The organism is Flavobacterium sp. C3NV (assembly GCF_046825355.2).
GTDB lineage: Bacteria > Bacteroidota > Bacteroidia > Flavobacteriales > Flavobacteriaceae > Flavobacterium.
The window spans coordinates 24,478-44,149 of record NZ_JBKQBJ020000005.1; the positions used below are offsets into that span (position 1 = coordinate 24,478).

The following is a 19,672-nucleotide window of genomic DNA, read 5'->3' on the forward strand; positions in this document are numbered from 1 at the left end:
ATTAGTCATTTCTTATTTTAAGATGAAGAATATTTTACTGCTTAAATTAAACAATGAAAGACTAAGAGAAATTCTTTTTTTTATAGCTGTTCTTTTATTGGTTATCATACCCAAAGGAGGTTTTAAAATTGCTGGCGTGCCTATCACATGGGGCTATTTGTATTTAGGATTATTATTTATTTTATCAATAATTATAATTGTTAATAAATACAAATTTACCGTTAATAGTAAGCATTACATGTGTTATCTAGCTACATTGCCTTTTGTGCTTTTTTTTACAATTCACCTTTTAATTTTTGGATATGAAGGCAGCCTGGGAAATCTAATTGCTTTTTATATTAGTTTTGTTTTTTTGCCCTTTTTATTTTACATTATTTTAGGTAATTTTTTAACTAAGATAAATGGTGATTATATTCAGAATTTAATTGCTAAATCAGTTTTTTGGATTGCTATTTACGGGATCTTCTTATTTATTTACAAACAAATAACAGGACATTTTTTAGAAATACCTTATATTACAGTAAACGCTGCAGATTTAGGAGAGTTAGCGAGATCTAAATTTAATCAAAGAGGATCTGTTGCTAAATTAATATCTACCTACAATAATGGTAATATTTTTGGAGTTTGCATCCTAATGTTATTTCCCGTTTTTTATAATAAAACTACATCAAAATTTAAGATCTTCATTGTAATTTTAGCTTTAATTCTTACTTTATCCCGAACAGTTTGGATAGGATTAATTTTTTATTTTTTAATCCTTTACAGAAACAAGTTATTACAACTTGCGAAAGTATATTTATTAGGAGCTTTATTGTTATTTATTATCGGATCGATAGTTATGACGCGCTATTTTCAATATGGATCCTTACAAGGATTTATTCTTGATTCTAATTTAGGAGGCAGAATTTTACAAATTAGAAAAGTAAACGAAATAACATTTTTTGGGAGTAAAGCGTACACTATAATTGATGAAATAGTTTATTTATCAATTTTTAGACAGTTTGGAGTCATAGGTTTAGTACTATTTTGTATTTCTTTTTTTGCACCAGTTTATTTATTTCTTCAAACCAAAAACAACAACTTTATCTATTTTCTAGGAGTCATAACTTATTTGTTTGTATGCTTTAGCGATGGTTGTATGTTGCTAATACCTACTTTAGCTTTTTTCTATTTTATTTGTACAATGACTTTTATTAGGCAGGACAGAACCTAAAAATAGAATGTCACAAAACATATAAATATAGATTCCATACTGACGTACTAGAATATTTTCAGTTAAAAAAGAAAAAGTAAATAATAAGGTTATTAAAAAATAGAGGTAATTTTTACTCTTTAGAGCAGTTTTTAGTTTTATAAATAGCATAAAAACAAATAGAATAAAGAGAACAAATCCGCCTTTTAAAAAAAAATCCAAATATTGATTATGTGCATTTAAATTATCTTTAGAAAGGTCACTAAAACCATATTTATCATAACAATTATTTAGTTTAGATTGGATTAAATGATTGTCCATTCCTAAAAAATTTGATTCAGCTATGGTTTGTAAAGAACAATAACAAATCGTATAACGAGATGAATTTTTAATGTTGTTTTTATTCAAAAATTGAATGTCATCCTGAAAACGCTGTGATAAAAAAAGCACTACAAAAGATATTAAAAGTAACATAATTACAACAACTTTTGAGTTCATTTTTTTGCTTTTAAAAGCAAAAAAATAATAGTTTAAAGCACTTAAAAAAATAATAGAATAAAGAATGATTCGCGTATTTATTACTATTAAACTCATCAGTAATAGTACGATTACAATTATAAGGCAGGTTTTAATTTTAGTATTTAATGTCTTATTATGAATTAAAAAATCAGAAACTAAAAGGATCGCTATTCCTACCCAAAGGCTAATATAAGTACCGTGAATATGTATGGTATTCTCTAGATTAAATCGGGCAAAATACCAGTTAAAATGGTGGTTAGGAATGTCGTTGATATAGAAGCAAATAATAAAAATACTTATTAAAGTAATAGAAAAACAATAGGTCAAAAGTATTCGTTGCTTGTTTTTTATAAAAAAATCTGATTCGTATAAAAATGAGCTAAACAAAGGCACAATAAACAAAAGAAAACTATTAGCAATAACCTGAATGCTCTTATTATTAAAATAAAAAAGATTAAAGCAAAGTAAAACAAAAAATGAAAGTAGAAACGGAACTTTTTTTATTGAAAAAAAACTTTTCGCAGAACGATATTGAAATAGTAAAAATAAACTAGCTATAGCCATTATAATAACTTGGACTGCTTCAAACATATATAAAGCTGAAGCAAAAGCTAAAAGATATAATGAAACGATTGTTGCTTTATTTTTTTTAGTTTCTATTATCATTTAGTAAGCTTTTTAAAAGCAAATTTAATTTTATCCTGTAAAGAGGCAGGTAATTTTTCTCTTATAAATTGAATTATTTTTTTTTTGCTTTTTAATTTAAATAACTGAAAATTACTAATATCTATTTTTAGAGAATCAATTTCATTTTCGGAGATAAAACCCAAAGATTTCCATTTTGTTGGGTCATTTTCATGAAAATTTTTAAACTCAGTATAATTATTTAAATTTATATTTTTCCAAAATTGATAAAAAGCGATATTATCAGAATCATCTCTATGAGACCAATTGGTTATTTTAGTGTAGATTTCATCCTCGTCTCTTGCCCAGGATTGATGTAATAAAACAAATTTGGTTATTATTTTTTTTGAGTGCCTTGTTGCCCTCATGTATTTATATTTAGGGTAATTAGTAGCAACTTCTATGGCATCAAATGAATCCTTTATGTATAAAAAACCACCCTGTACTTTTTTAAATAATGTAATCCATTGTACATGAATCTCAACGGGTTTTGTTTTTGGATTTATCAAAAAATGATTTTTTTCTTTTAAAAAAGAAGTAAAGTTTTTAAAATCATTAAAATATTCATCGCTGTCAATTTGAATATGCCAGCCTCCATCACCCATTGCTTTTGCTAGTAAATTACGCTCTCTGGTATCATTTTCAGCAGGAGAATTTTCAGCAATGTAAAAAGTATCTTCGTAAATAGTAATTTTATTTAAAGTATCAAATTCTTTAATCCACTCAAAAAAAAGAGGATCTATAAATAATGGATTTCCACTCCAGGTCAAACGATCTTTATCTACTGCAAGAACAATCAAATCTGAAGCATCATATACTAACGGAATCGATTTGTATAAATACTTAAAATCATAAGAAACAAGAAATCCAACTTTAATCATTTACTAAAGAAATTTAAATCTTTGTTACTTTGAACTTTATAATTAAGATACAAAGTAATAAATAATTCGGTTATTATGAGGGTTGCAATCATTCCTTCAACTTTAAACAAAAAAGATAAAAGAAACGAAAGTATAATATTTATAACTAATCCTATAAAATAACCAGAAAAGTAAATGTTTTTCTTTTCATGTAAAAGTAAAGACATGTATGCAGATTGATTTAAAGAAGCAATTAAAGGAATTGGCGAAAGTAAAATTAAATATCTACTTGATTCTAAGATGTAAACGCTACTTAAGACTGAGATAATTTGCTCTGAAAAAAGAATTAGAATTATTGTCCCGACAGAAAAAAGTACTAAATAGGATTTGAAAATTAATCGTAAATTTTTGTTTAATTCTAATAGAGATGAAACACCAATTTTGCATATTTTAGGGAACACACCTTGAAATAAAACACCTATACAATGTTTTCCTAACATAATAACTTTCTCAGCAACACTGTACATACCTACAACTTTAGATTCAAAAAAAACACCTAAAATCAAAGTACCAGAGTTTAATATAGAACAAATTGTTAAATTGGTTAGAAACATTTTAAAACCATATTGTAATTCTGAATAAATCTCTTTGAATGAAGTTCGTGAATAAGTAAAATTTTCTTTTATGGCTAGATAGAAATAGGAAACAATAAAAATCAGACTATCAAATACGCCAAGTATAAAAAATAAAATCTGAAAAGAATTTTTGCTTTTTACAAACAATAATATTGTTAACAAACAAGCTATTTTGAATATTGAATTAATAATAAAATAGATATTTACTTTATTTAAACCAATAAAAATCCAATGTGCATTTTGTGTACGTGAAAATAGCATAACAAAAAGAGAAGCGAATAGCAAAGAATTATTACTAATATCATTGTATAAGTGTACAAGTAAAAAAAGAAGCAAAAAAGAAGGAATAGTTAGTAACAACTTAGTGTTTATTACTGTAGAAATATAATGACTAATGGCTGTAGAATTATATTGTAACTTGCCTATTTTAATAGGTCCAAGAGCATTCCAGGAATAATCATTAATAACAGAAATGTAATTAATTAAAGCTAGGGAAATAGCAATTAAGCCATAGTTAGTAATTCCAAATACCTGAATGTAAAATGGAATTAAAATTACAGGAAATAAAAAATTAATAAAATTAATTCCGAAGCTTAAAAAAATATTTTTAATCACAATTATGTAAAATAAAGGCTCCATACATTTGGAGCCAAGTTTTTAGAGTGATTTATCAACAGAATCTTCAGGATTACCCTGAGGTGCCCAAGAACCTGATTTATCATTTCTCATAGTAACAGAACCAGTTTCGGTATCTAATACAAATAAACAAACCTCACCAGTATCAGCTCTTTGAATAACAGTCATTTGGTATTTTCCTATTTGGTTTTTTTCCTCTGTTGTTTTTTGAGGCTCTTGACAAGAGATAATTAATAAAGAAATAGCAATTATAAAAGCGATTTTTTTCATTTGTTAATGATTTTTCAAATTTGAAATTTTTGTTAAAGATATATTGGTATTATCTAAAAAAAAAAATCAAATAAGATAAATTTTAAAAAACTATTTTTGAAGAAGGTTTAAAAGTTTAAAATATAGAAATATATGAAATTGGTCATTGATGTTCGTATGATAAATGCTTCTGGTATTGGTACATATTTAAAAAATATATTACCAGAAATAATCATTGCATTTGATGAGGTTGTTGTAATGGGAAACAAAAAAGAGATTTTAGAATTTGAGTGGAGTAAACAAGTCAAAATTATTCAATTTAATTCTAAAATTTATTCAATAAAAGAGCAATTTTTATATCCATTTATTATTCCGAAATGTGATATTTTTTGGTGTCCACATTTTAATTTTCCTATTTTACCAGTTCGTGCCACAAAAAAAACAGTAACCATTCATGATGTAAATCATTTAACTGGAGTTTCTCCTATTTCAAAAATTAAAAAACAGTATGCTTATTTGTTGTTTAAAAATGCCGTTAGAAAAGCAGATATAATTTTTACAGTTTCAGAATTTTCAAAAACGGAGCTTATAAAATATACATCTGCGAAGTCAGAAAAAATTAAAGTAGTTTATTGCGGTATAAATTCTTCTTTATTCGAGGAAGAAAAAAATAATGAAAATTTGAAACTTCCCCTAGATTATATTTTATACGTTGGAAATATAAAGCCTCATAAAAATTTAATTGTACTATTAAAAGCATATAATACTTTTTCGAACGAATTTAAATCTCAATTTAAACTTTTAATTGTTGGTAAAAAAGAAGGTTTTATTACAAAGGATAATTCAATTGATACTTATATCAAAAAAAATAATTTAGAAAAATTTTTAATATTTTCAGGATATGTAAGTGATTCTGATTTACCTTTTTATTATCAAAAAGCTTCTTTGTTTGTGTTTCCGTCTCTATATGAAGGTTTTGGATTACCAATTTTAGAAGCATTAGCTGCAAAAACATTAGTGATTAGTTCTAATGCTGCAAGTTTGCAAGAAATAGGAGGAGATGCTGTAATTTACTTCAATTCAAGAAATGCTGCCGAATTATCTAAAAAAATAAAAGAATGCTTAGAAAGTAAAGTAATTGATGAAACAAAAAAACAAAAAAGAAGAATTCAACTGGATAAATTTACTTGGGAAAAATCTATTAAAAATCATTTAGAAGGATTTGGTAAAATTCTAAATTTGCCCAATAAACAATGAAAAAAGCCCTAATTACCGATTGGTATTATGTAAACGGAGGTGCTGAGAAAGTCATTCATTCTATAAATTCTATTTGGGATGATTTTGATCATTTTGCATTAATCGATTTTTTGAATGATGAAGATCGGGCCTATATTTTAAAAGGCAAAAAAGCTAATACAAGTTTCATTCAAAAACTACCAACCGCAAGGAAAAATCATAGAAAGTTTTTGCAATTATTTCCAATTGCAATTGAACAATTTGATCTAAGCAATTACGAATTAATTATTAGTTCTTCATCTGCAGTAGCAAAAGGAGTTAAAACCCGAAAAGATCAATTACATATTTGTTACTGTCATTCTCCAATGCGATATGCCTGGGATTTGCAGGATCAATATCTAAAAGATTCGGGATTAGATAAAGGCTTAAAGGGATTTTACGCAAAATATGTTTTAAATAAAATCAGAAAATGGGATGTTAGAAATTCAGGAAATGTCGATTATTTTATTGCCAATTCTAGTCATATCGCCCAAAGAATCAAGAAAATTTACAATCGTGAATCAACGGTCATTTATCCTCCCGTTGATGTAGATTTTTTTACTTTAGAAGAACAAAAAGAAGATTACTATTTTACGGCTTCAAGATTAGTTTCATATAAAAAAACACAATTAATTGTTGAGGCTTTTAATGAATTGTCTCATTTAAAACTGATTGTTGCAGGTGACGGACCTGAGTTTGAAAAGCTTCAAAAAATAGCCAAAAGCAATATAGAATTTGTTGGTTTTGTAGAGGCTTCAAAATTAAAATCATATATGCAAAAAGCCAAAGCATTTGTCTTTGCTGCCGAAGAAGATTTCGGAATTATTCCTGTCGAAGCACAAGCTTGCGGAACACCGGTAATTGCTTTTGGAAAAGGAGGAACGCTGGAAACCATTGTTGAAAACAAGACCGGCATTTTTTTTCAGGAACAAACCTCTCAAAATATAAAAGAAGCTGTAATAAGATTCGAAAAGATACAATTTGATCCAAAAACAATTCAGGAACATGCAATGAAATTTTCGAACCAACGTTTTGAAAATGAAATGAAAGCTTTTGTGGAAGAAAAATTTAAAATTTTTAAAGTATTATAATTTCGAAAAGATCAACTCAAATATATTTTTATAATTTTCAAATAAGTTACATTTGCTATGTATAAATAATTACTATGAAAAGAATACTTATTACCGGAGCTGCAGGATTTTTAGGATCGCATTTGTGTGATCGTTTTATCAAAGAAGGATATTATGTTATCGGGATGGATAATCTGATTACGGGAGATCTTAAAAACATAGAACATTTATTTAAGTTAGAACATTTCGAATTTTACCATCATGATATCACCAAGTTTGTTCATGTTCCTGGTGATTTAGATTATATTTTACATTTTGCTTCGCCTGCAAGTCCTATCGATTATTTGAAAATTCCAATTCAGACCTTGAAAGTAGGATCTTTAGGAACACATAATTTGTTAGGATTAGCGAGAGTTAAAAATGCCAGAATTTTGATTGCTTCAACATCAGAGGTTTATGGAGATCCATTGGTTCACCCACAAACCGAAGAATATTACGGAAACGTAAACACCATAGGGCCACGCGGGGTTTATGACGAAGCAAAACGTTTTCAGGAATCCATAACAATGGCGTATCATACTTTTCATGGAGTAGAAACCAGAATCGTACGTATTTTTAATACTTACGGACCAAGAATGCGCTTAAACGACGGACGTGTAATTCCGGCTTTTATTGGCCAGGCTTTACGCGGAGAAGATTTAACAATTTTTGGTGACGGAATGCAAACACGTTCTTTTTGTTACGTAGATGATCAGGTCGAAGGTATTTTCAGGTTATTACATTCAGATTATGTATATCCGGTAAATATTGGAAATCCGGATGAAATCACGATTAAAGATTTTGCAGAAGAGATCATTAAACTAACAGGAACGAACCAAAAGGTAGTCTATCATCCATTACCGATAAACGATCCTTTACAACGCCAGCCAGACACCACAAAAGCAAAAGAGCTATTAGGTTGGGAAGCAAAAGTGAGTCGTTCTGAAGGAATGAAAATTACATACGATTATTTCAGGTCACTTTCAAAAGAAGAACTTTCAAAAGAAGAACACAAAGATTTTTCGAGTTATATAAAATAAAAAAACGGGCAAATATTCAATTAGATATTTGCCCGTTTTCATTTTATTGAAGTTGCTTAGAAAGCATTATTTTCGATTAATTCTTTCATTTGTCGATCAAGGTTAAAATTTTCTTTTGCATGAAGAAAAATATCTTTTTTCATTTTTTGAATTTCACCTTTACCTAATTTTGAAATTTGTATTAAAGTTGAATTTAATTGTTTAAAATCTTCTACTGGAACAACCCATCCCAGATTATTTTCCTCGACAATATTTTCACCTTCGCCTCCTCCAAAATAAAAAACAGGAAATCCCAAAGCACTATATTCGAATATTTTTGAAGGCACAGAACCGTAAATTCTCGTCTTAAGCGGAACAAGAGCAATATCTAAATCCTTCAATTTCTCATGCAAATCATTTCGTTCCAACATTCCATGGAAAATTATTTTTTTGTTTGGGTTTTGATTGAGATAATTCACAATTTGAGTTTTCTCGGCACCATCACCAAAAATATGCAGTTCGATATTGGTATTCTCTAAATTCAGTTGCTGAATAAGTTCGAAAACGCCTTGCGCAACGCCCAATAATCCTGCGTAAAATAGTTTTATTGGTTCGCTGGAATTTTCTATTTCTTCAGGAGAATCTTCCACAAAATGATCCGGATAATTGCGATACAAAAAGCATTTCTTTTCAGGAAAAATCGAATGAATATGTGCAATAATTTCATTAGACTGACCAAAAATATGCGTTGCTTTTTTATAGATAAAACGTTCTATGAAAAGTAAAATTTTATGCGAAATACTATTTTTCTTCAACACTTCAAGTTCAATGGCAGCTGTTGGCCAAAGATCAGAAACATTCAGAATTATTGTTTTTCGTTTGAGCCAAAGTGTAAAAACAGAAACAAAAGATAGCAATAAGGGCGGCGATTGTACAATTACTTTTTTAGTCGTTTTGACAAATAATAAATAGAAAAACAAAGTGGATGAAAACGAAAGCGTCGAAACAATTCGTTTAAAAATATTCGAACTATTACTAGGATAAATCCAAAGACGTTTTATTGTAATATTCTGAACCTTTTCAGTAACAGAGAATTTGCCTTTATATTCCGGAAATAACTCGCCTTTTGGATAATTGGGCAACGGAGAAATCACCGAAACTTCATATCCGTTTTGATTTAATTTCAAGGCCAGTTGTTCAATTCTATTGGCTGCAGCACCTTTTTCCGGCGGATAATAATTGGATATGATTAAAATGTCCTTCATTATTTTTTATCCAATAAAATTGAAATAATTCTTTCAGATGCTTTTCCGTCCCATAATTCCGGAATACCACTTTTTCTCGCACCATTTTTCAGGAACTCACCAAATACTTTTTGTAAATTTTCTAAAGAGGTTCCCACAATAGTATTAGATCCTATAGTTTCTGTTTCAGGGCGTTCGGTATTATTTCGCATGGTAAAACAAGGAATTCCAAGAACAGTCGTTTCTTCAGATATTCCCCCACTATCGGTAATAACAGCAAAACTATTTTTTATTAAATACATGAAATTCAAATAACCTTGTGGAGCTACAAAAATGATATTTTTGAATTTAATTTCGCTTTCTCCTAAAATTGCCTGAGTTCTGGGATGAATCGGAAACAGTATTTTTTTGTTGTTAACCAAAGTATCGATTCCGTGCAGAAGCTCGATCAAAGAAGAAACTTCGTCAACATTTCCGGGACGATGTAAGGTTAGAATAATATAATTTTTTTCGTTTAATTGATGTTCTTGCCAAAAATCTGGCGCAGCAATTCTATCGATATTTTGGTATAAAGTATCGATCATCACATTTCCCACAAAGTGAATATGTTCAGGATCAGATCCTAATTTCAGTAAATTTTCTGAGGCAGAAGTTGAGGTTGTAAAAAAGTAATCTGTAATACTATCCGTCAACATCCTGTTGATTTCTTCAGGCATTGACAAATCGCCTGAACGTATTCCGGCTTCGACATGCGTTACTTTTGTATTACATTTTTTAGCCACTATCGAACACGCCATAGTCGAATTGACATCGCCAACAACCAAAACCAAATCACAAGGATTTTGAATCAGTTCTTTCTCAAAGGCAATCATGATCGCAGCAGTTTGTTCGGCTTGAGAACCACTTTTTACTTCGAGATTTACGTTTGGCTTCGGAATATTTAATTCTTCAAAAAAAGTATCGCTGAGGTTTTTATCATAATGCTGACCCGTGTGAACCAATCGAAATGAAACATCAAAACCGTGATTTTGCTTGTTTTTTATAGCATTAATAATGGGCGCAATTTTTATAAAATTAGGTCTCGCACCCGCGATTATGGTGATTTTCATAAGTAGATTGGATTCGGTCTAAAAACTTTCTTCTGGCAAAAGTAAAGTTTAAATTGGAATCTGGAGAGATTGAGGTGTTTTCTTCGAGGTTTAATGGATTTTTTGAGGCAAATCTTAAAACTATTTAGAATTGGAGGTCACAATTTGTGATCTCCAATTATTCATTAATTTTTTAAGGTCGCAGTTTGCGACCTTAGAGAATTGTTATTTTTTATAGCCAATTTTTACTCGTTCACTTTCGTCTTCTTTTTTCTCCGTTAATTCATCTAAATAAGAAAAAACCAATTCAATATTCTTATCATGATTTTCTAACTTCTTCTGAATCTGCAGAATATCAACTTTAATTTCTGTTGTATCCAGAAGCATTTGTCTCACTTTCGTAAAAATACGCATAATTTGAATATTGGTTTGAATTGCTTTGTTACTATTCAAAACACTTGATAACATTAAAACGCCATGCTCTGTAAATGCCATGGGTAAATAACGCAAACCCATCTTTTCAGAATTGGAGGTCGCAAATTGCGACCTCCAATTTTCAAATTCTATTTTAGTAAGTTCAAACATAAAGTCTTCAGGAAAACGATTCCTGTTTCTTTTTACTTGCTCTTTTAATCTTTTAGTTTCTATTCCATAAAGCAACGCCAGATCTCGATCAAGCATTACTTTTTGGCCACGTATAAAATATATTTTGTCTGAAATAGTTTCTTCAGAAAGTAAAGATTGGTCGTCCATAAGTTTTTAATTAAAAAAAAACAAATGTAAGATTTTATTTATATTTATAAATACGATTTAAATTGTTTTAGCTTTCCACTTTTGCTTCTTTCCAAAACTGTTTTTCGCGAAAAAGTAAAGTGTAAATTAGGTTCTAAATATAAAGAAATAGCCTTTTTTATTTTTTGAATTTGATCTTTATCTAATGCTTTATCAGAAACATATTCAATTTCAAAGCAATCTATTTGCGTTTGTTTAATGATAAATTCTTTTACATTTCCGTCATCTTCAACGATGCTTTTGGTCACGTAATAAAAGGTTAATCCAGGCGATTTTTTTCCACTTGGGAGAATTGCAATATCATTATTTCTGCCAATTAGTTTTTTTAAGATTGGCTTTTGAGGCGTACTTTTTTCGTCTAAAATTCCAATATCACCAATGTCGTATCTTATAAAAGGGTGCGCTTTATTAAAAAGAGAAGTAATCACAATCCGGCCTTCTTCCCCGTAAGGGAGCACTTTATTATTCTCATCTAAAATTTCGACGAATAGCGTTTCAGCATTGATTTGCCATTCTCCGTTTGGATTTTCAAAAGCTATTAAATCGAGTTCCGAAGCGCCGTATTCATTTATAATCGGAATTCCGAATTGCTTTTCCAACAGTTTTTTATCCGATTGAAAAAGCATTTCAGATGTCACAAAACAAGCTTTCAAAGTGGGACAAATTTCATTTAAAACAATATTTTTCTTTTCTAAATATTTAGCAAATAAAACAATAGAACTCGTATAACCGTTGATATAATCAAATTTTTTCGTTTTGAATTTTTGTAGAAATTTTTCCAGAATTTCATCAGATAAATCGAAAACCGGAAAACGAAAACGATGCGTCAGAAAATCTTTAAAACGTTCTTTTTTGTATCCAAAAAAATCCATAGGAATGCCGTAAAAACGAGCCTGATACGAATGATTAAAATTGATTTTGTACCATCCGAAACGCATGAAAATAGACGTCCAGGTTAAAGCATGACAATACTTATCTTTGGCAAAAACAAACGGAGTTCCGCTGGATCCTGATGTTTTGTTGAGGTAAATATTTTTTCGCGAGTAGCCTTTTGACAGTCTTTCTTCAAGAGGTTTTTGTAGATTTTGTTTGTTCAGAATAGGTAAGTCTTCCCATTTTTCACTTTTTTTATTCCCAACTAAATTGGCATAAAATGAGTTGTTTTGAAGATGAAAATCAACAATTTCTTGTTTTTTATTCTCAAGAAAAAGAGTGTATTCTTCTTCAGATAAATTCACGATTTTATCCATTTCAGCTTTGGCTTTCTTTATCGGAAAAGCGTTTAATTGAAGCGAAATATCAAAAATAGAAACCATTAAACAGCTTCTTTTAAATCGTAACGTTTAATCGATTTTAGTTCGTCGCTTTTATTTGATTCTTCTTCTTCGATATCAAAATCGTCCTGAAGTCCTAACCAAAATTTAGCTGAATTTCCAAAATATTGGCTTAATCGCAAAGCGGTATCAGCAGTAATTCTGCGGTTTCCCTTAATGATTTCAGAAATTCTGGTTTGCGGAATTTTTAAATCTTTAGATAAACGATAAGGTGTAATATGTAACGGAATTAAAAATTCTTCCGATAAAATTTCTCCGGGATGTATGTTTTTTAATTTTTCCATTTTAAATATTTTAATGATAATCAACAATTTCTACATTTAACGCATTTCCATTTTCCCAAATAAAAATTATTCGCCATTGATTATTAATTCTAATGCTGTAAAAATCGTTTAAATTGCCTGCTAATTTTTCTAAACGATTAGAAGGCGGAATTCTCAAATCGGTTAAATTTTGAGAGTTATGCAGCATTCTGAGTTTTCTTCTGCCAATTTGCTGTATCTCAATCGAAGGTTTTTTGACCACAATACCATTCCAAATTTTTTCAGTTTCTTTAGATCCAAATGAGATTATCATACCTTTCGCATTACTAACGTCAAAAGTAAGTAAAAAAAATTATTATTTAAGGTTAAAACCCACTATTTTTGCACCACAACTAAATACAACAACACATGACAATTTTACTATTGGGATCAGGCGGAAGAGAACATGCTTTTGCGTGGAAAATGATTCAGAGTCCGCTTTGCGAAAAACTTTTTGTTGCACCAGGAAATGCGGGAACGGCAGCAATTGCTACAAACGTGGCAATGTCTCCAACCGATTTTGATGCCATAAAAGCATTTGTAATTCAGGAAAATGTAAAAATGGTGGTCGTAGGGCCAGAAGATCCTTTGGTAAAAGGGATTTACGATTATTTTAAAAACGACGAAAGTTTACAGCATATTCCGGTTATCGGACCATCAAAATTAGGAGCTCAACTTGAAGGAAGTAAAGAGTTTGCTAAAGAATTCCTGATGAAACACAACATCCCGACAGCTGCTTACGACAGTTTTACTGCCGAAACGGTTGAAAAAGGATGTGATTTCTTAGAAACATTACAACCTCCGTACGTTTTAAAAGCAGACGGTTTAGCTGCCGGAAAGGGAGTTTTAATCATTCAGGATCTTGAAGAAGCGAAAACCGAATTGAGAAACATGTTGGTTCACGAAAAATTTGGAGCAGCAAGTTCAAAAGTAGTTATCGAAGAATTCCTGGACGGAATCGAATTAAGCTGTTTTGTTTTAACTGACGGAAAAAGCTATAAAATTCTTCCAACAGCAAAAGATTACAAACGAATTGGAGAAGGAGATACAGGACTAAATACAGGCGGAATGGGAGCAGTTTCTCCGGTTCCTTACGTTGACGCTGTTTTGATGGAAAAAATCGAAACTCGTATTGTAAAACCAACAATCGAAGGTTTCCAAAAAGACGGAATCGAATATAAAGGTTTTGTATTTATTGGTTTAATCAATGTGAAAAACGAGCCAATCGTTATTGAATACAACGTGAGAATGGGTGATCCTGAAACTGAAGTTGTAGTGCCAAGATTAAAATCTGATTTAGTTGCGTTGTTCCAATCGGTAGCAGATCAAAAATTAGATACTTTCGAGTTAGATGTAGATCCAAGAAGTGCGACTACAATTATGGTAGTTTCCGGAGGATATCCTGAAGATTTCGAAAAAGGAAAAGTAATTACAGGTTTAGAAAATATTACCGATTCGATAGTTTTTCACGCAGGAACAAAATTAGATGGCGATAATGTCGTTAGTAATGGAGGACGTGTATTGACAGTAACATCATACGGAGACGATTTTCAACAGGCCATAAAAAAATCTTACCAAAATATAGATAAACTAAATTTTGATAAGATGTATTTTAGAAAAGATATTGGCTTCGACTTACTTTAAGAAAGAGTGAGCCGTTGTATCTTGGTTTTCAGTTCCTGCAGCATCAAAAATACGTAATTGTTTAATCCAATATACGATTGCTGCAGAACAGATAATCATAAAAATCCAGTTAATAGTATTAGCACCAAACCATGTAATAAGTTCTAAATGACGTAAACCGTCAAGTGGAGCAAATAAAATGTTAACGAATAAGTATTGTATTCCTTCGAAAAAAGCTGTCATAATTTATAAAATTATATGTTATTTATAGTTGTGTAACGCATTGAAGTTAAAATTCAGATAATAGAATCTTTTTTCAACTTGTTGGGTTTTCCTTTTTAAACAAGTATTATATTTACAATCACAAAAGTATAAAATATCCTTATGATAACAAGTGTTTTTAAAAAATCTACGCCATTAAATTATTCATTGGTCGTAATTTTAATACTGGTTTTCTTTTTTATTTTTCAAATCAAAGATCCATCATGGGTGAGTTCTTATTTTTTGGCGTTCCAAAAAGTAAGTTTACTACTGTTTATTTTGGCCTCTTTTTTCCTGGTTAATTTTATCGTAAAAAAGAACGGACTCAGTAAAGACAACGGTTACGCGATACTTTTCTATTTATTGTTTATATTATTCTTCCCCACGATTTTTAATAATGCGAATGTCATATATGCTAACTTTTTTATTCTGTTAGCACTTCGAAGATTAATTTCGCTACAATCCTTAAAAGCATCAAAAGAAAAAATATTCGATGCCTCCTTTTGGATTTTAATAGCCGCTTTATTTCAATTTTGGTGTATTCTTTTCCTAATAGTAGTATTTATATCGATTGTTTTTCATGCTTCGAGAGATTATAGAAACTGGATTTTACCTTTTATAGCGCTTTTTGCAGTATCAATAATCTTTTTATTGATCTCCCTGATCTTTCATATAGATATAATAGAATTTTTTCAGAAACGTGCCGTAATCGATTTTGATATTACTTATTTCAAAAATAATTACGAAAATGGAGCACTTTCCATATATGTTGCAGTCGCTTTGTTTTTTGTAACATCAATGTTAACAACGTTGTCAAACAGACCTCAAATCGTGCATTCTTCGTACAAAAAAGTTGTAGCCTGTTTTTTTATAGCCGCACTTGTTTACATTGTTTCGCCAGATAAAAGCAACGATTTACTGTTGCTTAGCATTGCTCCTCTGACCATTATGGCAGCAAGCCACGTAGAGTACATGCAGCAAAAACTAAACAACGAAATTGTATTTTATGTCTTGATTTTGTGTAGTTTATTTACGTTTTTCTCTCAACTATAATTTGCTTCCGTAAGCAAGATCACCTGCGTCACCAAGACCCGGAATAATGTAATTTTTATCATTTAGTTTCTCGTCGAGAGAAGCTACCCATAAATGGCAGTTTTCAGGAAGGCTTTTTTCAAGAAAAGCAATTCCTTCCGGCGCAGCGATAACGACCACAATATGAATTTCTTTGGGAGTTGCATTTTGAATTAATTTTTCATGCACCGCCACAATAGACTGACCGGTTGCTAACATGGGGTCAAGCAATAAAACCGTTTTATCATTAATATTTGAAACAGCCTGATATTCAACCCGAATTTCGAACTCATGATCATTATTAGGATGATATCTGCAAGCCGAAACAAAGCTGTTTTCAGCATGATCAAAATAGTTCAAAAAACCGTTATGAAGCGGTAATCCGGCTCTTAAAATCGAACATAAAACCAAATCACTTTCGATTTCGGTTGTTTTTTTTATGCCAAGCGGAGTCTCAATTTCAACCTCTTTATACGATAAATCTTTACTCAGTTCATAAGCCATAATTTCGCCAATTCGCTCAATATTTCTTCGAAAACGCATACTGTCGTTCTGAACGTTTATGTTTCTGATTTGACCTAAAAAGTGATTTAAAACGCTATTATTTTCAGAAATATAATGGATTTTCATAATAAAAATTTAGAATTATCAATGGGTTACAGTACGATAACGAAAATTTCATCGTTTTATTCGCACGATAAAAGTATAAAAAGTATCTTTGTAACTCTAACAAATAAAGACATGTTTTCAAAATTAGCATATTCTGTTTTCGAACAAAGCATCAAAGATTATCACCAGTTTGATAATGTTGATCAACCGATAAATAATCCTTATCCTAAAGATAAATTCGAACATTTATTATATCTAAAAAACTGGATTGACACTGTTCAATGGCATTTTGAAGATATTATTCGTGATCCGCAAATTGATCCGGTAGCAGCTCTTACCTTAAAAAGAAGAATCGATGCATCAAATCAGGAACGTACTGATATGGTAGAATATATCGATAGCTACTTTTTGCAAAAATACAGCGATGTAAAAGTAAAAGACGGAGCAAAAATCAACTCTGAGAGTCCAGCCTGGGCTTTTGACAGATTGTCTATCCTGGCTCTAAAAATTTATCATATGCATGAAGAAGCTACTCGTGGAGAGGCTTCGCAAGAGCACAGAGATAAATGTCAGGAAAAACTAAACATCCTTTTAGAACAAAGAAGCGACTTATCAACAGCAATTGATGATTTACTTACTGATATCGAAAACGGAGATAAATTCATGAAAGTGTACAAACAAATGAAAATGTACAATGACGATGAATTGAATCCTGTTTTATACCAAAATAAGAAATAATTTCTGGAGCTATTTCCAGCTTTCCATTTCATCCCGATAGCTATCGGGACACAAAAAAATAGAGTTTCTAATGTTCAAAAAAGAGCTTCCGTTGGTCGCTTTTTTTAAACAAGAAACTTTATTTTTTTTGCTCCGGGATTTTCATTTCAATCTGGGCTAAAAAACAGACCAGAAAAGAGCAGAATTTAATTTTTAAAAGTCAAAAATTGCCCAATAAAATTAAACATATAGCCGTCATGAGACTTTCTGCAATGGGAGATGTCGCCATGACGGTTCCTGTTTTACGCGCCTTTGTAAAACAGTATCCAGAGGTAAAAATCACCGTCATTTCACGTCCGTTTTTCAAGCCATTTTTTGACGGAATCCCAAATCTTGATTTTTTTGCTTTTGATGAAAAAGAACGTCATAAAGGTTTTTCAGGGCTTTTGAGATTATTCCGCGATGTCAAAAAACTTAAAATCGATGCTTTTGCAGATCTTCATAATGTTTTAAGATCCAAAATCGTGAGTTTACTTTTCGCTTTATGCGGAAAAAAAAGAGCCACGGTTGACAAAGGGCGTGAAGGCAAAAAAGAATTGACAAGATCAGAAAACAAGATTTTTAAGCAATTGCCAACAATGTTCGAAAGGCACGCAAAAGTGTTCCGGGAACTTGGTTTTCCTTTAAATTTATCGAATTCTGGTTTCCCTGAAAAGGCAACTTTAAGTTCAGAAATACTAGAAATTATTGGCGACAATAATCAAAAGCTGATAGGTATTGCACCTTTTGCACAATACGATTCTAAGGTTTATCCGCAGGATTTAATGCAGGAAGTAATTACAAAATTAGCTGAGAATAAGTCGTATAAAATATTACTTTTTGGAGGAGGAAAGAAAGAAATCGAAATTTTGGATTCGCTTTCTCAACCATTTGAAAATGTAATCAATATGGCTGGGAAAATAAAATTCCAGCAAGAATTACAACTAATAAGTAATCTAGATGTAATGCTTTCTATGGATTCCGGAAACGCTCATATTGCAGCAATGTTAGGAGTGAAAGTTGTTACACTTTGGGGTGCAACACATCCTTACGCAGGATTTTTGCCTTTCAATCAAACGTTAGAAAACGCCTTAACTTCAGACAGAAATCAATATCCGCAATTACCAACATCGGTTTATGGAAACAAAATTGTAGAAGGTTACGAAGATGCGATGAGAACGATACTTCCACAAGAAATTGTAAATAAAATTAAGAGTCTTCTGTAAGTTTTACGAACATTAAATTCAATAAAAAAAATTCCAAATCCCAACTTTTACAATTGGGATTTGGAATTTTTTTTATTGAAATTTAATTTTTCATAACTCAAGAAAAAGATATCCCATTGCTTTCTTTTTGTTTCTATCAACTACAATTTCAACAAAATGATTTTCTTTTTCAGTAGCGAGTAAAATATGTTCAAAATCTTCAGTTGAGTTTCTGTAAACTTTATGAACTAATTCAGATTCTTTAATTTTTTTCGATAAAATTTTAGCCGCTTTTAATTCACTCACGTAAGGCCAAATATTAAAAAAACTGTCATTAGATGATATTTCTTTCATTCCATCAGTCATTGATGAACGATATTTTTCTGCCGAAAGTAATTTAGGAGCTTTTCTATTTCTTCTTTTTTTAATTATAAAATAGATACAAAAGCAGGATGTTATTACAAAAAGCAGAATAAAAGAGAGGCGGAGATAATGATGCATTGCCATAATATTTAAATTTTAGGTTGACAATCAGATATAGCTTTACAAATCTACCTTAGGAAAAAGAAGAATGATCAGCTTTAGTAAAGTACTAATATACTAAATTTCAGGCACTTTTTTTGAAAAATCGACAAAAACTTATGTATTTATTTATGCATTACTCAACGGTATTTTTTAAATTGAAAACTATAATTTTCGTAAAATTCCAATATAAAAAAATCCAAATTCCAAACTTACAATTAGGATTTGGATTTTTTATTGGAATTTATCAAAGCCATATCTTTTCATCACGACATCGGCTATAAATATAATTTTTAAGATTCGAAATCGTAGCTTCATAATTAGGAGCTTCAAAACCAAATCGTTCGTGCTCCATTTGTTCTTTTTCGATGGCATTGCAACCTTTTATAACTTCTTTGAGCATGTCCAGCATCGCGAGTTCTTTATTGTTGGTTTTCTGATATTTAAACTCAACAATTTCATCCTGAAGTTCTTCGCAATATTCTACAAGTTTCTCAACTTCAGGTTCGTCTAAAAGATATTCTTTGCTTTTAAAAATTTCTCGTACTGATTTCATAAAAAATAAATTACAATTTTAAAAATTGCTTCGCCTGTTCGCTAGCGCTCGGGTCCAATTCCAATTTTGCAAAGATTGCTACTAATTATCAAACAAAAAAAATTCCAAATCCCAATTGTAAGTTTGGAATT

The 19,672-nt window shown here is 30.4% G+C and carries 22 protein-coding genes; 8 read left to right on the plus strand and 14 right to left on the minus strand.

Annotated elements, in window-relative coordinates:
- Positions 1-22: 22 nt before the first annotated feature.
- Entirely contained in the window at positions 23-1,213 is a 1,191-nt protein-coding gene (locus ACIDC4_RS08705) for a hypothetical protein (protein WP_412042850.1), read from the plus strand.
- On the opposite strand, the gene ACIDC4_RS08710 is transcribed toward ACIDC4_RS08705, so the two are convergent.
- The 4 genes from ACIDC4_RS08710 to ACIDC4_RS08725 are packed head-to-tail and all read right to left on the minus strand — an operon-like array spanning position 1,157 to position 4,796.
- Positions 1,157-2,377 carry an O-antigen ligase family protein gene (locus ACIDC4_RS08710; RefSeq protein ID WP_412042849.1) on the minus strand — a complete coding sequence of 407 codons (1,221 nt, stop codon included), beginning with the start codon at positions 2,375-2,377 and terminating at the stop codon, positions 1,157-1,159. The two genes, ACIDC4_RS08705 and ACIDC4_RS08710, sit on opposite strands and share 57 nt — an antisense overlap.
- Positions 2,374-3,276: a hypothetical protein gene (locus tag ACIDC4_RS08715; RefSeq protein WP_412042848.1), complete on the minus strand. Its 903-nt coding sequence runs from the start codon at positions 3,274-3,276 to the stop codon at positions 2,374-2,376. Before ACIDC4_RS08715 ends, ACIDC4_RS08710 begins: the two co-directional genes overlap by 4 nt.
- The gene (locus ACIDC4_RS08720; protein ID WP_230034094.1) at positions 3,273-4,529 is read right to left on the minus strand and encodes an oligosaccharide flippase family protein; all 1,257 of its coding nucleotides are present in this window, start codon (positions 4,527-4,529) and stop codon (positions 3,273-3,275) included. Before ACIDC4_RS08720 ends, ACIDC4_RS08715 begins: the two co-directional genes overlap by 4 nt.
- An 18-nt stretch (positions 4,530-4,547) precedes the next feature.
- Positions 4,548-4,796 carry a hypothetical protein gene (locus tag ACIDC4_RS08725; protein ID WP_230034095.1) on the minus strand — a complete coding sequence of 83 codons (249 nt, stop codon included), beginning with the start codon at positions 4,794-4,796 and terminating at the stop codon, positions 4,548-4,550.
- Between the two features lie 132 nt (positions 4,797-4,928).
- Here ACIDC4_RS08725 and ACIDC4_RS08730 point away from each other — a divergent pair, with 132 nt between their 5' ends.
- The 3 genes from ACIDC4_RS08730 (at position 4,929) to ACIDC4_RS08740 (ending at position 8,199) form a co-directional block, all read left to right on the plus strand.
- Positions 4,929-6,032 carry a glycosyltransferase family 4 protein gene (locus ACIDC4_RS08730; RefSeq protein WP_412042847.1) on the plus strand — a complete coding sequence of 368 codons (1,104 nt, stop codon included), beginning with the start codon at positions 4,929-4,931 and terminating at the stop codon, positions 6,030-6,032.
- Positions 6,029-7,141 (plus strand): glycosyltransferase, encoded by a 1,113-nt coding sequence (locus ACIDC4_RS08735; protein ID WP_412042846.1) that lies wholly within the window; start codon positions 6,029-6,031, stop codon positions 7,139-7,141. The genes ACIDC4_RS08730 and ACIDC4_RS08735 overlap by 4 nt, the downstream gene beginning before the upstream one ends.
- Positions 7,142-7,215: 74 nt before the next feature.
- On the plus strand, positions 7,216-8,199 hold the full coding sequence (locus tag ACIDC4_RS08740) for a UDP-glucuronic acid decarboxylase family protein (RefSeq protein ID WP_230034098.1): 984 nt from the start codon (positions 7,216-7,218) through the stop codon (positions 8,197-8,199).
- Positions 8,200-8,255: 56 nt separating this feature from the next.
- Here the strand turns inward: ACIDC4_RS08740 and ACIDC4_RS08745 are convergent, their stop codons facing one another.
- From ACIDC4_RS08745 to ACIDC4_RS08770, 6 genes are all read right to left on the minus strand, one after another.
- The gene (locus ACIDC4_RS08745; protein ID WP_412042845.1) at positions 8,256-9,443 is read right to left on the minus strand and encodes a glycosyltransferase family 4 protein; all 1,188 of its coding nucleotides are present in this window, start codon (positions 9,441-9,443) and stop codon (positions 8,256-8,258) included.
- Complete coding sequence (wecB, locus tag ACIDC4_RS08750; RefSeq protein WP_412042844.1) at positions 9,443-10,531, minus strand: non-hydrolyzing UDP-N-acetylglucosamine 2-epimerase; 1,089 nt, start codon at positions 10,529-10,531, stop codon at positions 9,443-9,445. Before wecB ends, ACIDC4_RS08745 begins: the two co-directional genes overlap by 1 nt.
- Positions 10,532-10,735: 204 nt before the next feature.
- Positions 10,736-11,263: an ORF6N domain-containing protein gene (locus ACIDC4_RS08755; RefSeq protein WP_412042843.1), complete on the minus strand. Its 528-nt coding sequence runs from the start codon at positions 11,261-11,263 to the stop codon at positions 10,736-10,738.
- 44 nt (positions 11,264-11,307) lie between these two features.
- Positions 11,308-12,618, minus strand: coding sequence for a phenylacetate--CoA ligase family protein (locus tag ACIDC4_RS08760; RefSeq protein ID WP_412042842.1), 1,311 nt, complete (start codon positions 12,616-12,618; stop codon positions 11,308-11,310).
- Positions 12,618-12,920 carry a HigA family addiction module antitoxin gene (locus tag ACIDC4_RS08765; protein ID WP_412042841.1) on the minus strand — a complete coding sequence of 101 codons (303 nt, stop codon included), beginning with the start codon at positions 12,918-12,920 and terminating at the stop codon, positions 12,618-12,620. Before ACIDC4_RS08765 ends, ACIDC4_RS08760 begins: the two co-directional genes overlap by 1 nt.
- A 10-nt stretch (positions 12,921-12,930) precedes the next feature.
- Positions 12,931-13,212, minus strand: coding sequence for a type II toxin-antitoxin system RelE/ParE family toxin (locus ACIDC4_RS08770; RefSeq protein WP_412042840.1), 282 nt, complete (start codon positions 13,210-13,212; stop codon positions 12,931-12,933).
- Between the two features lie 95 nt (positions 13,213-13,307).
- On the opposite strand from ACIDC4_RS08770, the gene purD reads away from it, so the two are divergent.
- Complete coding sequence (gene purD / locus ACIDC4_RS08775) at positions 13,308-14,582, plus strand: phosphoribosylamine--glycine ligase (protein ID WP_412042839.1); 1,275 nt, start codon at positions 13,308-13,310, stop codon at positions 14,580-14,582.
- Here purD and ACIDC4_RS08780 read toward each other — a convergent pair.
- Entirely contained in the window at positions 14,574-14,804 is a 231-nt protein-coding gene (locus ACIDC4_RS08780) for a DUF6341 family protein (RefSeq protein ID WP_412042838.1), read from the minus strand. The two genes, purD and ACIDC4_RS08780, sit on opposite strands and share 9 nt — an antisense overlap.
- Positions 14,805-14,945: 141 nt before the next feature.
- Between ACIDC4_RS08780 and ACIDC4_RS08785 the strand changes: the two genes are divergently transcribed.
- Positions 14,946-15,875 (plus strand): DUF6427 family protein, encoded by a 930-nt coding sequence (locus ACIDC4_RS08785; protein WP_412042837.1) that lies wholly within the window; start codon positions 14,946-14,948, stop codon positions 15,873-15,875.
- On the opposite strand, the gene upp is transcribed toward ACIDC4_RS08785, so the two are convergent.
- Positions 15,870-16,523 carry a uracil phosphoribosyltransferase gene (upp, locus tag ACIDC4_RS08790; RefSeq protein WP_230034112.1) on the minus strand — a complete coding sequence of 218 codons (654 nt, stop codon included), beginning with the start codon at positions 16,521-16,523 and terminating at the stop codon, positions 15,870-15,872. The two genes, ACIDC4_RS08785 and upp, sit on opposite strands and share 6 nt — an antisense overlap.
- 111 nt (positions 16,524-16,634) lie before the next feature.
- On the opposite strand from upp, the gene ACIDC4_RS08795 reads away from it, so the two are divergent.
- Complete coding sequence (locus ACIDC4_RS08795) at positions 16,635-17,240, plus strand: DUF4254 domain-containing protein (protein ID WP_412042836.1); 606 nt, start codon at positions 16,635-16,637, stop codon at positions 17,238-17,240.
- 236 nt (positions 17,241-17,476) lie between these two features.
- Positions 17,477-18,484 (plus strand): glycosyltransferase family 9 protein, encoded by a 1,008-nt coding sequence (locus tag ACIDC4_RS08800; protein ID WP_412042835.1) that lies wholly within the window; start codon positions 17,477-17,479, stop codon positions 18,482-18,484.
- 90 nt (positions 18,485-18,574) lie between these two features.
- On the opposite strand, the gene ACIDC4_RS08805 is transcribed toward ACIDC4_RS08800, so the two are convergent.
- Both ACIDC4_RS08805 and ACIDC4_RS08810 read right to left on the minus strand, forming a co-directional pair.
- Entirely contained in the window at positions 18,575-18,817 is a 243-nt protein-coding gene (locus tag ACIDC4_RS08805; protein WP_412042834.1) for a hypothetical protein, read from the minus strand.
- 415 nt (positions 18,818-19,232) lie between these two features.
- Complete coding sequence (locus ACIDC4_RS08810; RefSeq protein ID WP_412042833.1) at positions 19,233-19,541, minus strand: hypothetical protein; 309 nt, start codon at positions 19,539-19,541, stop codon at positions 19,233-19,235.
- Between the last annotated feature and the right edge of the window lie 131 nt (positions 19,542-19,672).

What these genes read in the sequence shown, in the direction of transcription:
- ACIDC4_RS08705 (WP_412042850.1), top strand. Translation starts at nt 23, where the DNA reads ATGAAGAATATTTTACTGCTTAAATTAAACAATGAAAGACTAAGAGAA.
- ACIDC4_RS08715 (WP_412042848.1), bottom strand. Translation starts at nt 3,276, where the DNA reads ATGATTAAAGTTGGATTTCTTGTTTCTTATGATTTTAAGTATTTATAC.
- ACIDC4_RS08760 (WP_412042842.1), bottom strand. Translation starts at nt 12,618, where the DNA reads ATGGTTTCTATTTTTGATATTTCGCTTCAATTAAACGCTTTTCCGATA.
- ACIDC4_RS08725 (WP_230034095.1), bottom strand. Translation starts at nt 4,796, where the DNA reads ATGAAAAAAATCGCTTTTATAATTGCTATTTCTTTATTAATTATCTCT.
- ACIDC4_RS08755 (WP_412042843.1), bottom strand. Translation starts at nt 11,263, where the DNA reads ATGGACGACCAATCTTTACTTTCTGAAGAAACTATTTCAGACAAAATA.
- ACIDC4_RS08770 (WP_412042840.1), bottom strand. Translation starts at nt 13,212, where the DNA reads ATGATAATCTCATTTGGATCTAAAGAAACTGAAAAAATTTGGAATGGT.
- ACIDC4_RS08740 (WP_230034098.1), top strand. Translation starts at nt 7,216, where the DNA reads ATGAAAAGAATACTTATTACCGGAGCTGCAGGATTTTTAGGATCGCAT.
- upp (WP_230034112.1), bottom strand. Translation starts at nt 16,523, where the DNA reads ATGAAAATCCATTATATTTCTGAAAATAATAGCGTTTTAAATCACTTT.
- ACIDC4_RS08780 (WP_412042838.1), bottom strand. Translation starts at nt 14,804, where the DNA reads ATGACAGCTTTTTTCGAAGGAATACAATACTTATTCGTTAACATTTTA.
- purD (WP_412042839.1), top strand. Translation starts at nt 13,308, where the DNA reads ATGACAATTTTACTATTGGGATCAGGCGGAAGAGAACATGCTTTTGCG.
- ACIDC4_RS08785 (WP_412042837.1), top strand. Translation starts at nt 14,946, where the DNA reads ATGATAACAAGTGTTTTTAAAAAATCTACGCCATTAAATTATTCATTG.
- ACIDC4_RS08805 (WP_412042834.1), bottom strand. Translation starts at nt 18,817, where the DNA reads ATGAAAGAAATATCATCTAATGACAGTTTTTTTAATATTTGGCCTTAC.
- ACIDC4_RS08810 (WP_412042833.1), bottom strand. Translation starts at nt 19,541, where the DNA reads ATGAAATCAGTACGAGAAATTTTTAAAAGCAAAGAATATCTTTTAGAC.
- ACIDC4_RS08735 (WP_412042846.1), top strand. Translation starts at nt 6,029, where the DNA reads ATGAAAAAAGCCCTAATTACCGATTGGTATTATGTAAACGGAGGTGCT.
- wecB (WP_412042844.1), bottom strand. Translation starts at nt 10,531, where the DNA reads ATGAAAATCACCATAATCGCGGGTGCGAGACCTAATTTTATAAAAATT.
- ACIDC4_RS08795 (WP_412042836.1), top strand. Translation starts at nt 16,635, where the DNA reads ATGTTTTCAAAATTAGCATATTCTGTTTTCGAACAAAGCATCAAAGAT.
- ACIDC4_RS08745 (WP_412042845.1), bottom strand. Translation starts at nt 9,443, where the DNA reads ATGAAGGACATTTTAATCATATCCAATTATTATCCGCCGGAAAAAGGT.
- ACIDC4_RS08710 (WP_412042849.1), bottom strand. Translation starts at nt 2,377, where the DNA reads ATGATAATAGAAACTAAAAAAAATAAAGCAACAATCGTTTCATTATAT.
- ACIDC4_RS08800 (WP_412042835.1), top strand. Translation starts at nt 17,477, where the DNA reads ATGAGACTTTCTGCAATGGGAGATGTCGCCATGACGGTTCCTGTTTTA.
- ACIDC4_RS08765 (WP_412042841.1), bottom strand. Translation starts at nt 12,920, where the DNA reads ATGGAAAAATTAAAAAACATACATCCCGGAGAAATTTTATCGGAAGAA.
- ACIDC4_RS08720 (WP_230034094.1), bottom strand. Translation starts at nt 4,529, where the DNA reads ATGGAGCCTTTATTTTACATAATTGTGATTAAAAATATTTTTTTAAGC.
- ACIDC4_RS08730 (WP_412042847.1), top strand. Translation starts at nt 4,929, where the DNA reads ATGAAATTGGTCATTGATGTTCGTATGATAAATGCTTCTGGTATTGGT.